This is a genomic window from Kitasatospora sp. NBC_00458, from assembly GCF_036013975.1.
Classification (GTDB): domain Bacteria; phylum Actinomycetota; class Actinomycetes; order Streptomycetales; family Streptomycetaceae; genus Kitasatospora.
Genome location: NZ_CP107904.1, coordinates 4,182,880 through 4,195,410 on the forward strand (window position 1 = coordinate 4,182,880; position 12,531 = coordinate 4,195,410).

Genomic DNA, 12,531 nt, shown 5'->3' on the forward strand with positions numbered 1-12,531 from the left:
GGTGGGGTGACGGGGAGGGCGAGGGGCGCTCATCGTAACGTCGCACCGGGCGGCGGCAGAAGGCACCGCCGGGTGTTCCGACCGGGTCACGCCCCGCAGCGCTTTCCGTCCTCCGGTGCCTCACCGCCCAGCAGGTAGCGGTTGACGGCGCCGTCGAGGCAGACGTCGTGCCGGCCGTACGCGGTGTGGCCGTCCCCGTCGAAGGTCAGCAGCCGCCCGGACTCCAGCTGTCCGGCGAGCGCCTGCGCCCAGGAGTACGGGGTGGCCGGGTCGCGGGTGGTACCGACGACCACGATCGGCGTGGCGCCGGCGGCCCGGACGGTGTGCGGCGCGCCGGTGGACCGGGCCGGCCAGTAGGTGCAGGTCAGCGCCATCCAGGCCATGTCGCGGCCGAACCGCGGCGAGGCCCGCTCGAAGTCCGGCACCGCCCGCGCGGCGTCCTCCGGGCCGCTGAACGGCGCGGGCAGGTCGAGGCAGTTCACGGCCGTGTTGGCGGACATCAGGTTGGGGTACGAGCCGTCCGCCTCCCGGCCGTAGTACGCGTCGGAGAGCTTCAGCAGGCCGGTGCCGTCGCCGGCCCGGGCGTCGGCGAGGGCGGTGCGCAGCCCGGGCCAGAGGAAGTCCGCGTACATGGCCTGGATGACGCCGGTGGTGGCCAGCGACTCGGTGAGCCGGCGGCCGGCGGCGGTCGGCAGCGGGCGGGCGTCGACCGCCGCGAACAGGCCGGCGAGTCCCTCGCCGGCCTGCTGCTCGGTCCGGCCGAGCGGGCAGTCCTCGCGCTTGACGCAGTCCCGGGCGAAGGCCGCCCAGGCGGTCTCGAAGCCGCCCGCCTGGGTGCGGTTGCCGGCCAGCGCGTCGAGCGAGGGGTCCATCGCGCCGTCGAGCACCATCCGGCCGGTCCGGCCCGGGAAGAGTCCGGCGTAGGTGGCGCCGAGGAAGGTGCCGTACGACTTGCCGACGTAGTTGAGCCGCTCGTCGCCGAGCAGGGCCCGCAGCACGTCGAGGTCGCGGGCCGCCTCGACGGTGCTCAGGTGGCCGAGCCGGTCCCCGGCCGACCGGCGGCAGCCCTCGGCGAACTCCTTGGCGGCGGCGACCAGGGCGTCGATCTCCGCCTGGTCGTCGGGGGTGATGTCGACCGCGGTGTACGCGTCCATCCGCTCGCCGGTCAGGCAGGTGACCGGGGCGCTGCGGCCGACTCCGCGCGGGTCGACGCCGACCAGGTCGTAGCGGGCCCGCACACCGCCGTCGTACGTCCGGGCGACGCCCTCGACGTACTCGATGGCGGAGGCTCCGGGGCCGCCGGGGTTGAGCAGCAGCGAACCGATCCGGCCGCCGCCGCCCGCCGCGCCCGCTCCGGCCCCGGCCCCGGAACCGGAACCGGCTGCGGCACCGGGGACGGCCGGCGCGCGGACCGCCGCCAGGGTGAGGTCGCCGGCGTCCGGGTGGTCGTAGTCCAGCGGCACCTTGAAGCTGGTGCACTCGTAGCCGTCGTCGCAGGGCCGCCAGGTCGGCCGCTGCCCGTAGTAGGGCGCGAGCGCGGCCGGGACGGCGGCGGGCAGCGGTTCCAGCGGCGCGGCACCGGGCCGGTCGGCCGCGAGGGCCGGTGCCGTCGGGGCGGCGGAGAGCGGGGAGGGCGGGGAGGGCGTGCCGCCGGCCGGCGGGAGCGTGTCGGAGGAGACCGCGCCGGGGGTGGCCGTCCCGGTCGGGCCGCAGCCCCCCGCCACCAGTCCGACGGCCGCCAGCAGCGCGGCCGCGGCCACGACACCCCCGCGCCGCTCGCGGTCGGACCGCAGCTCGGCCGGCATATCGGAACCCCCTCGGCTGTTCGCGCCCGGAGCGGCCTCAGTGCCGTCCGGGTACCGGTACGGGGCCCGGACGGGGCCCCGGTACCGGGAAGAGCGTAGTGCCCGTCCGGGCGGGTCAGGACGCCTTGGCGAGCGCCTCGCCGAGGTACTGCGCCGCCTGACGGACCAGGCGCAGCCGGATCCGGTCGGCCGAGTAGTCCTGCGCGTTGTCGGAGATCCGCACCTCGGCACGGGCGGCGGCGCCGGTGCCGGCGTGCAGCGTGGACTGCAGCTTGCGGGCCGCGTCGAGACCGGCGGTGTCGGCCTTGCCAGCGGCGAGCAGCAGCTTGGGGGTGGCGGTGGCGGGCGCCTCGGCCCCGGTCCGGGCGAGCGCGGCGGTGTCGTAGCGGCCGGAGACCGCGGCGGCCGCGCCGTAGAGGTCGGGGCGGGCCAGCCCGGCGGCCGCGGCGCAGGGCGCTCCGCCCTCGACCCCGAGCGTGCCCCAGGTGGCCGGCCCGGGCGGCAGGGTGCGGAAGGAGGCGGCGATGGTGGTGCGCAGCGCGGCGTCGTCGGCGACGGCCATCGGGGCGGCGGCGAGCAGGTCACAGGGGTACCCGGTGCCGATCGGCGCCTCCGGGGCGACCAGGATGAACGGTCGGGCCTTGGCGGTCTGGGCGGCGGAGGCGAGGCCCTCGAAGACGTCCGGCACCTCGGTGTCGGCGGTCTTGCCGGGAGTGGCGGCCTGCATCACGACGACCGGGAAGCGGGCGTTCGGGTCCTTGGCGTACTGGGCCGGCAGCCAGACGCGGACGTTCCGCGGGTGGCCGTCCGGGCCGGGGACGGCGGACTGCAGCAGTTCTCCGCCGCCCGGACGCCCGACACTGTCGAACCGGCTGACCACCGGCGGCGGGGCGGGGGCCGCGGGCGCGGCGGGCGCGGCGGCAGCCTCCGCGGGCACCGCGGCCACGGCGGGGGTGGCGGCGGGGGCCGGGGCGGCGCCCGCGGCCTCCGGCGGGGCGGCCTGGCGGTCCGACCCGCCGCCGTCGGCCGACCCGGCCGAACCGGCCGACGTACCCGACCCGGCCGACCCGCCGGGTCCGACCAGCTCGCCGAACGCGCCCAGCGCCGTCAGCAGGGTCAGGACGGTGACGCAGATCCCGCAGAACATCGCCCCGGCCGCCCGCACCAGCACCGGCCGCTGGTCGCCGGTCAGCTCGTACGTCTCGGCGGACCGCAGGTCGCGCCAGCGCAGCAGCGCGCTGCGGGCCAGCCAGAGCCCGCCCCCTGCGGCGGCCAGCAGGGGGACGACCAGAAGCGAACTCACCATGGGACGCACCACCTCGGGGAGGGCCGGACGGCCGGTCGGGCCCGGCGCCGTACGGGACGCGACGGCCCCGGTCCCGGGGCGCGGTCGGCCCCCAGCGTGCAAGACGACCCGGCGGTCGCACGCGGGTGTGCCCGGCGCGTATCGCTCGTTCACTCGAACGTGGGACGCCGGGTGGGCGGGAAGCCGTACGCGGGACGGCCCCGCCTCGATGCCCCGCCCCGGCGCCCCGGCCCGCTCAGGGGGCGGCGAGCAGCCCGCGCGGGTCCGGGCGGTCCGGCACGGAGGCACCGGGTACGGGCCCGGACGTGCGGCCGCCGGCGGATCACCCGCGGGCGGACCCGCGGCACCGGGGCCCCCGGGTGCCCCGCAGGAGCCCCGGGCTCACCCCGCCCGCAGGGCCACCGTCATCGCCTCGACGGCGAGCAGCGGGTCGACGTTCCGGTCCAGCGCCCGCCGGCAGGCCAGCACGGCCTCCATCCGTCGCAGCGTCGACTCCGGCGGACCGGCCTGGGCGACCCGGCCGAGCGCCGGCCGCTGGTCCTCGTTGGCCAGCGCGCCGGTCGAGCCGAGCTGGATGGCGAGCACGTCCCGGTAGAAGCCGAGCAGGTCGAGCAGGGCGACGCCCAGCGTCTCGCGGCGGGTGCGGGTGGCCCGGCTCTTCTGCCGCTTCTCCAGTTCCTTGACCGCCCCGGCCATGCCGCGCGGCGCCTTGCTGCCCTCGGCCGCCCCGTAGGCGGCCTTGAGGTCGTCGGTCTCCTTGGCGTCCTGGGTCTCGGCGAGCGCCTCGGCGTCGGCCTTGGCGGTGTCCACCAGCCGCTGCGCGGCGGCCAGGCAGCCGCCGATGTCGGCGACCTCCAGCGGGATCCGCAGCACCTCGTCGCGGCGGGTCCGGGCCTGCTCGTCGACGGCGAGGCGGCGGGACCGCTCGATGTCCCCCTGGCCGGCCAGCGCGGCCACCCGGGCGGTCCCGGGCTCGACGCCGTCCCGGCGGACCAGCATGTCGGCGACGGCCTCGGCGGCCGGGGTGCGCAGCACCAGCAGGCGGCAGCGGGAGCGGATGGTCGGCAGCACGTCCTGCACGGAGGGCGCGCAGAGCAGCCAGACGGTGCGCGGGGAGGGCTCCTCGACCCCCTTCAGCAGGGCGTTGGCGGCGGCCTCGGTGAGGCGGTGCGCGGCGTCGACGAGGATCACCGACCAACGGCCGCCGGTCGGGTAGCTGGAGGCGCGCAGCACCAGGTCGCGCATGTCTCCGACGCCGATCGACAGGCCGTCGGTGCGGACGTACTTCACGTCGGCGTGGCTGCCCGCCAGCACGGTGTGGCAGCCGTCGCAGAAGCCGCAGCCGGGGGTGCCGCCGAGCGCGAGGTCGGGGCTGGTGCACTGGAGGGCGGCGGCGAAGGCGCGGGCGGCGGTGGTCTGGCCGGCCCCGGGCGGGCCGGTGAACAGCCAGGCGTGCGTCATCAGCGAGGCGTTGCCGCCCGCCGCGGCCGCGGCCCCGCGTCCGGCGGCGACGGCCGCCCCGGCCGCCCGGGCGGCTGCGGTCAGCTGCTCGACCACCCGGTCCTGGCCCACCAGGTCGTCCCAGACGGCCACTGCTGCTCCCAAGCTAGGTACGGACTCCACCCCGGTACGGGCGCCGCCGAGGCGCGGACCGGTAGCGGTCCGGACCGGCGGTGGGGACCGGGACGCGGACGGACGGCGGCCCGGCGCCGTCTCCCGCCGTCGAGCATACGTCTCCGGTACGACGGCGGGCGGCGCCGCCGGAGCACTGCCCCGGCCGCACCGCCCGTCGTCGGTCGTACTGCGCCGACCCCGCGGGCCGTACAGGCCGTACCGGCCCCGGCCCCCACGGCGGTCGGCGGTCGGTCAGCTCCGGCGGCCCCAGCGCCGGCCCTTGCCCTTGCCGCCGTCCTGTCCGTCGGCCCGGCCGTCCGCGCCGCCCGGCGGGACCGGACCGGCCGGACCGGCCGGGGTGCCCGGGGTGCCCTGGTCGGTCCCGTCACCGCCCCAGCGGGCCCACTCGTCCCGGGAGCCGAGCAGGGTGTCGGTGAGGCTCGGCAGGTCGTCCATCGGCGTCTCCTCCGCCCAGTCCGGCCTCGGCCGGGACTCGGTGGCGGGCGGCTGCCGCGGGTCGACCACCGGCAGTTCGCGCGTGCTGTCCACCGGCCGGTCCGCGGGACGCTCCGCCGGCCGGTCCGCGGGCGGGGTGGCGGCGGACCGCTCGTCCCGCCAGAGGCCGGGCGGCAGCGCCTCGTCCGGGCGGCCGGGCTCGATCCGGGGCAGCACCGAGGTCCGGTCGTCGGCGTCGTCCGCCGGGACCCGGGGCAGGACGGCCGTCTCGTCCGCGGGGGCGGCCGGAGCGACCGGGACGGCCGGGGCGGCCGGGGCGGCCGGGACGACCGGCAGCTTCGTGGTCGCCGCGGCGTCGCCCGCCGAACCGGCGCCCGTCGCACCGGCACCGGCCGAACCGGCCGCCGCCTCCGCCGCCCGGACGGCCGCCCGACGGTCCCGCTCGGAGATCTCCTGCGTCGCGTCCTCGCCGCCGCGTCCCCGCGGATCCACCGCCCCCGTGTCCTTCACGACCCGCAGCTCGGTGGTCACCGCATCGCCCGGCGCGGCAGCGGGACGCCCCGCGGCCTCCGCCCGCTCGGCCGCCTCGGCGGCCGCAGCGGCCGCGGCCGCCAGCGCGGCGGCCTGTGCCAGCCGGGCCTCCTCGGCCCGCTGCAGCGCCTCCTCGGCACGGCGGCGCTGCTCCTCCCGCGCCAGCTCGCGCTGCCGCTGGAGCTCCGCCTGGGCGGCCGCCTCGTCGGCGAGCCGCTTGCGCTCGGCGGCCTCGGCCGCCAGCCGCACCTCCTCCTCGGCGCGCCGCCTGGCCTCCTCCTCGGCCTGCTTCCGCGCCTCCTCCTCCGCGCGCCTGCGGGCCTCCTCGGCCGCCTTGCGCGCCGCCTCGGCGGCGACCCGCTCGGCCTCCTCCTTGGCCAGCCGCTCCTGCTCGGCCTGCTCGGCCCGGAGCTGCGCCAGCACCTCCTGCCGCTTCCGCTCGGCGGCCTCCTCCTCGGCCCGCTTGCGGGCCTCCTCGGCGGCGCGCCGCTCGGCCTCCTCCCGGGCGAGGCGCTCCTGCTCGACGCGGGCGGCCTTCTCCTGCTCGGAGAGCGGCAGCTCCCGGTCGAGCCGGTGGCGGATCGCGGTGGTGACGAATCCGGGCTGCTGGCTGCCGTCGACGACGAGGTAGCGCGCCGGGTCGGCGGCGGCGAGCGCCAGGAAGCCCGACCGGACCCGCTGGTGGAACTCGGTCGGCTCGGACTCCAGCCGGTCCAGCGCCTCGGTGAACCGCTCCCGGGCCCGGGTCGGGTCGACGTCCAGGACGACGGTCAGGTCGGGCAGCAGCCCGCCGGTCGCCCACCGCGAGATCCGGGCCACCTCGGTGGCGGCCAGGTCGCGGCCGGCGCCCTGGTAGGCGATCGAGGAGTCCATGTAGCGGTCGGTGATCACGACCGCGCCGCGGGCCAGCGCGGGGCGGATGACGTTCTCGACGTGCTCGGCCCGGTCCGCGGCGTAGATCAGCGCCTCGGCGCGGTGCGAGAGGCCGGTGTTGCCGACGTCCAGGACGAGGCCGCGCAGCCGCTGCCCGACCGGGCTGCCGCCGGGCTCGCGGGTGAGCACCACCTCGTGGCCCTTGCCGCGGATCCACTCGGCGAGCGCCTGCGCCTGGGTGGACTTGCCGGCGCCGTCGCCGCCCTCCAGGGCGATGAAGAACCCGGTGCCCTCGGTGCGGTGCGGCGCCGGACCGGTGGCGCCGCGCAGGGCGTCCAGCAGGTCCCGGCCGAACGGGGCGGTGCCGCGCCGGTCGTCGGTCCGGAGCAGGACGACGGCCGCCAGCACCAGGGTGAGCAGTCCGGCGGTGGCGACCGCGAGGGCCGCACCGCCGTGGATGAAGGTGAACGAGCCGGGCTCGACCGTGCCGTACTCGACGTCCCCGTAGGCGGCGGCGATCAGCGGGACACCGACCAGCGCGGCGCCGACCACGGCCCGCAGCACCGCGTACAGGTGCTCGGTGACCTTGGGCAGCCGGGCCTCCTCGACCTCCTGGGCGAGCAGGCTGCGCCCGGTGGCGACGACGATCCCGGCGGCCAGCGCGGCCAGCACGGTGAGCAGCAGGACGAGCACGAAGTCCAGCACCAAACCGGCCAGGATCAGCGCGACGCCCTCGGTCAGCAGGGCGAGCGCGAGGAGCCTGCGGCGGGAGAGCGCGGGCAGGGTCGCCCGGGTGAGCCGGATGCCCAGCGCGGGGGCGGCGGTGGCGGCGAGCACCAGCAGGCCGTAGCCGATCGGCCCGGCGCGGTGCTCGACGGCGGTCAGCAGCGCCAGCGCGCAGACGCCGGCCATCGCCGCGTACCCGGCGGCGACCGCGAAGGTGAAGTACGGCGCCGAGCCGGTGCGGCCCTTGGCCAGGGCCGGGCCGGGGGTGGCGTCGGTCGGCGCGCGCAGGCCCTGCAGCGGGGAGTGCGGGGCCACCGGGACGACGCCCCCGGGCAGCTCCTGGAGGTGGATCCGGACGGCCGAGACGGCGAACAGGGCGGCTGCGCCGAGGGCGGCGAAGGTGGTCTGGTGGGCGCGCAGCCAGTCCGAGCCGAGCGCCGCGAAGACGTTGTCGAGCAGGGTGAGCGCGACGAGCGCGGCCGCGGCGAGCGGCACGGTGGCCCAGCCGGTGCGGTGGTCCAGGGTCCGGACGCTGGCCAGGTTGGCGGCGGACGGGCGCCGCTCGGCCGGCGGGGCGAAGGGGTTGGCGGGCGGCAGCAGGGCGGGGACGGCCGCGGCCTTGCCGATCGTCCAGACCCGTTCGGCGGCGCCGGTCAGGAAGACGGTGGCGAGCAGCACCCAGGTCGCGGCGCCGGAGGGCTCCGCTCCGGTGCCGCCCAGCCAGACGGTCCACCACGGGGCGACGGCGATCAGCACGGCGCGCAGCGCGTCCGCGCCGAGCAGTGTCCAGCGCCGGTCGAGCCTTCCGGTGAGCAGCCCGTGCACCGGGCCGAGCAGGGCGGCGCCGACCAGCCCGGTGGCCGCCAGCCGGGCCGCGAAGACCGCGGCGACGGCGAAGGCGAGGCTGCGCGGCAGGTCACCGAACTGTCCGCCGAGCGCGGTGGCGACCACCGTGAGGGCGAGCAGCACCAGGAGGCCGAGCCGGTCGGCGGTGCCGCTGATCAGCTGGGTGGTCCAGAGCCGGCGGTAGGGGCGCAGCCGCAGCAGCGCGCGGACCCGCTCGCCGGTGGTTCCGGCGGGCGCGACCTCGGGCAGGTCGGGCGTGCCGGCTCTGGCGGCCTCGGCGGCGCTGGGGGTGGGCTGCTCCTCGCTCGTCATACGGTCAGCGTAGCGGTCGGCGCATGGCGCAAAAGAGGGGAGCGCGGCTCCGGACGGGCGCCATCGCAGGGTTGTGACAGAGTGCGCACACCCTCGTCGCGGGTTGCCCGCGAACGAACCGGGCCCGCGCCGCCGGAGCGGACGCGGGCCCGGGGCCGCCGACTGCGGGTCAGCCCTCGTCGGTGGCGGCGGTCTTGCCCGCGGCGGCCTTCTTGGCCGTCGTCGTCTTCTTGGCCGCGGCCTTGGTGGTGGTCTTCTTCGCCGCCGTCTTGGCCGCCGCGGTCTTCGTGGTGGTGGTCTTCACCGCGGTCTTCTTGGCCGCCGCCTTCTTGGCCGGGGCCTTCTTCGCGGTCTTCTTCACCGGTCCGCGCGCCCGCTTCTCGGCGAGCAGCTCGTAGCCGCGCTCCGGGGTGATGGTCTCGACCTCGTCGTCCTTACGGAGCGTCGCATTGGTCTCGCCGTCGGTCACGTACGGGCCGAAGCGGCCGTCCTTGACCACCACCGGACGCTCGCTGACCGGGTCGGTACCCAGCTCCTTGAGCGGCGGCGCGGCGGCGGCGCGGCCGCGCTGCTTGGGCTGCGCGTAGATCGCGAGCGCCTCCTCCAGCGTGACCGTGAACATCTGGTCCTCGCTGGTGAGCGAGCGGGAGTCGGTGCCGCGCTTGAGATACGGGCCGTAGCGGCCGTTCTGCGCGGTGATCTCCACGCCCTCCGGGTCCACGCCGACCACGCGCGGCAGCGAGAGCAGCTTCAGCGCGTCGTCGAGGGTGACGGCGTCCAGCGCCATCGTCTTGAGCAGCGAGGCGGTCCGCGGCTTGACGGCGTTCTTGCCCGTCTTGGGCGTCCCCTCGGGCAGGATCTCGGTGACGTACGGGCCGTACCGGCCGTCCTTGGCCACCAGCATGTTGCCGCTGACCGGGTCCGGGCCGAGCTCGTAGTCGCCGCTGGGCCGGGCCAGCAGTTCCTCGGCCAGCTCGACGGTCAGCTCGTCCGGCGGCAGGTCGTCCGGGATGTCGGCGCGCTGGCCGGGCTCGCCCTCGACCTCGGAGGCGCGCTCGACGTACGGGCCGTAGCGGCCGACCCGCAGGGTGATCCCGTCGCTGATCCGGAACGAGCTGATCTCCCGGGCGTCGATCGCGCCGAGGTCGGTGACCAGCTCCTTCAGACCGCCCAGGTGGTCGCCGTCGCCGTTGCCGGCCTCGGCGGCGCCGCCCGCGGCCACGCCCTCGCCGGCGCCCTCGCCGAAGTAGAAGCGCTTGAGCCACGGCACGGACTTCGCCTCGCCGGCCGCGATCCGGTCGAGGTCGTCCTCCATCTTCGCGGTGAAGTCGTAGTCGACGAGCCGGCCGAAGTGCTTCTCCAGCAGGTTGACCACGGCGAAGGAGAGGAACGACGGCACCAGCGCCGTCCCCTTCTTGAACACGTAGCGGCGGCCGATGATGGTGTCGATGATCGAGGCGTAGGTGGAGGGGCGGCCGATCTCCCGGTCCTCCAGCTCCTTCACCAGCGAGGCCTCGGTGTAGCGGGCCGGCGGCTTGGTGGCGTGGCCCTCGGGGGTGAGCTGCTCGGCGGCCAGCGGGTCGCCCTCGGTGACCTGCGGCAGCCGGCGCTCGCGGTCGTCCAGCTCCGCGTTCGGGTCGTCGGCGCCCTCGACGTAGGCCTTGAGGAAGCCGTGGAAGGTGATGATCTTGCCGGAGGCGGAGAACTCGACGTCCCGGCCGTCCGCGGCGCGGCCGCCGACCTTCACGGTGACCGACTGGCCGACCGCGTCCTTCATCTGGGAGGCGACGGTGCGCATCCAGATCAGCTCGTAGAGCCGGAAGTCGTCGCCGCTCAGGCCGGTCTCGGCGGGGGTGCGGAACCGGTCGCCGGACGGGCGGACCGCCTCGTGCGCCTCCTGCGCGTTCTTCACCTTGGAGGCGTAGGTGCGCGGCGCGTCCGGCAGGTAGTCGGCCCCGTACAGCTGGGTGACCTGCGCACGGGCGGCGTTGATGGCCGTCTCGGACAGCGTGGTCGAGTCGGTGCGCATATAGGTGATGAAGCCGTTCTCGTACAGCTTCTGGGCCACCTGCATGGTCCGCTTGGCGCCGAAGCCCAGCTTGCGGCTGGCCTCCTGCTGGAGCGTGGTGGTGCGGAACGGCGCGTACGGCGAGCGGCGGTACGGCTTCGACTCGACGCCGCGCACCGAGAACGCCGTCTGCTCCAGGGCGACGGCCAGCGCGCGGGCGGCCTGCTCGTCCAGGTGCAGGGTGCCGGTGCTGCCGGCCTTGAGGCGGCCGTCCTGGCCGAAGTCGCGGCCGCTGGCGATCCGCTTGCCGTCGACGGCCGAGAGCCGGGCGCCGAAGGTCTCCGGGTTCGCCGCGTCGGCCGGGGTGCGGCCGGTCCCGAAGGTGCCGACCAGGTCCCAGTACGAGGCCGAGCGGAAGGCCATCCGCTCGCGCTCGCGCTCGACGACCAGCCGGGTCGCGACCGACTGCACGCGGCCGGCCGAGAGCTTCGGCATGACCTTCTTCCAGAGCACCGGCGAGACCTCGAAGCCGTACAGGCGGTCGAGGATGCGGCGGGTCTCCTGGGCGTCGACCAGGCGCTGGTTCAGCTCGCGCGGGTTGGCGACCGCCTCCTGGATGGCGGCCTTGGTGATCTCGTGGAACACCATCCGGTGCACCGGCACCTTGGGCTTGAGCACCTGCTGGAGGTGCCAGGCGATGGCCTCGCCCTCGCGGTCCTCATCGGTGGCGAGGAAGAGCTCGTCGGACTCGGCGAGGAGCGACTTCAACTTGCTGACCTGGGACTTCTTGTCAGCGTTGACGACGTAGATGGGCGCGAAGTCGTGGTCCACGTCGACGCCGAGGCGGCGCACCTCGCCGGTGTACTTGTCGGGGACCTCGGCCGCCGTGCTCGGCAGGTCGCGGATGTGCCCGACGCTCGCCTCGACGATGTAGCCGGGGCCAAGGTAGCCCTTGATCGTCTTCGCCTTGGCCGGCGACTCGACAATGACGAGTCGCTGTCCGTGCGCGGTCTCGCTGCTCGGGGACACCTTCGCTCTTCTCTCCCGGTCGTTACGTGAGCTGGTCGGCGCGGGCAGCACGGGCTGCGCTCCGCCCGACCCCTCCACCGTCCCGGGGGCTGCCGCTGTACGACGACCCCACCAGCGGAGTGTGACCGTACCCCGGCCACCCTTGTCAAACGGACGGATCCCGCTTTTTCACCGGCAAGGCCGACCGACGCCACTCGAACGGTAACCCGACGACGGAGGATCGCGCCCTGCGGAGGGGGCTTCGGCGGGTTCCGAAGGATGGAATGACGGATTTCAAGATCTGTCAACGGAGATTCCGGGCGACCTGCGCCGGCCGGAGGCGGGGCTCGGTGGGCGCGGGGGCCCAGGGACTGCGGGGGCTACCGGGGCTGCGGGGCTACGGAGGGCTCGATGGCCGGGACCGGCCACGAGAGAGTTGCGCGCGGGCGACCGGCCGGCACCGCGTCGGGCGGTGTCGAGCGGTGGTTCGCGATGGTGAGCGGTGGTGCGCGGGGCCTAGGGCGGCCGTCCCGGGCGGGGCCGCCGCCGGGCCCTCAGAGCGAGGAGGCGGCGGCCAGCAGGATCGCGCCCGCGGCCAGGCAGCCCAGGCCGAGCGCCGTCCACAGCAGGTCGGCCACCACCGCCCGGGGCGTCTCCTCCGCCGCCAGCACCGCCAGCCGGGGCCGGCGCGGGTCGTACGAGATCCGGACGGACGCACCGGGCGAGAGCCCGGCCGGGCGGCGCAGCGGAGTGTGGCCGCGCGGCCGGGTCAGCACCACCCCGCCGAGCCGGCCCGGCCCCGCCGGGGCGTCGGCCTGCGCGGAGTACCCGGCGGGTGCGGAGAAGGAGAGCAGGGGCGCGCTGTCGAGTCCGCCGTGCGGATCGGACTCGGTGACCACCGTCGCCACCGCCGCCACGCCCCGACGGCGCGTCCGGTGGCGAAGGCGCACTTCGGCGGCGCACCAGAACAGGAGTGCGCCGCCGAAGAGGGCAAGTATCAGGCCCCCGGCCGTCGCCGTCGTCGTCTCCACCCCGAGCCCCCAGCC

The 12,531-nt window shown here is 76.6% G+C and carries 6 protein-coding genes; all 6 read right to left on the bottom strand.

Going from position 1 to position 12,531, the window contains the following annotated elements; translation table 11 throughout:
- Positions 1-86: 86 nt before the first annotated feature.
- Positions 87-1,805, bottom strand: coding sequence for an alpha/beta hydrolase (locus tag OG550_RS17065; RefSeq protein WP_327678454.1), 1,719 nt, complete (start codon positions 1,803-1,805; stop codon positions 87-89).
- A 115-nt stretch (positions 1,806-1,920) separates the two neighbouring features.
- Positions 1,921-3,111, bottom strand: a complete 1,191-nt coding sequence (locus tag OG550_RS17070) for a hypothetical protein (RefSeq protein ID WP_327678456.1) — start codon at positions 3,109-3,111, stop codon at positions 1,921-1,923.
- 381 nt (positions 3,112-3,492) lie between these two features.
- Positions 3,493-4,704, bottom strand: a complete 1,212-nt coding sequence (locus OG550_RS17075; protein WP_327683937.1) for a DNA polymerase III subunit delta' — start codon at positions 4,702-4,704, stop codon at positions 3,493-3,495.
- Positions 4,705-4,977: 273 nt separating this feature from the next.
- Complete coding sequence (gene tmk / locus OG550_RS17080; RefSeq protein WP_327678458.1) at positions 4,978-8,469, bottom strand: dTMP kinase; 3,492 nt, start codon at positions 8,467-8,469, stop codon at positions 4,978-4,980.
- 169 nt (positions 8,470-8,638) lie between these two features.
- Positions 8,639-11,506 carry a type I DNA topoisomerase gene (gene topA / locus OG550_RS17085; RefSeq protein WP_327678460.1) on the bottom strand — a complete coding sequence of 956 codons (2,868 nt, stop codon included), beginning with the start codon at positions 11,504-11,506 and terminating at the stop codon, positions 8,639-8,641.
- A gap of 533 nt (positions 11,507-12,039) precedes the next feature.
- Complete coding sequence (locus OG550_RS17090) at positions 12,040-12,516, bottom strand: DUF3592 domain-containing protein (protein WP_327678462.1); 477 nt, start codon at positions 12,514-12,516, stop codon at positions 12,040-12,042.
- Between the last annotated feature and the right edge of the window lie 15 nt (positions 12,517-12,531).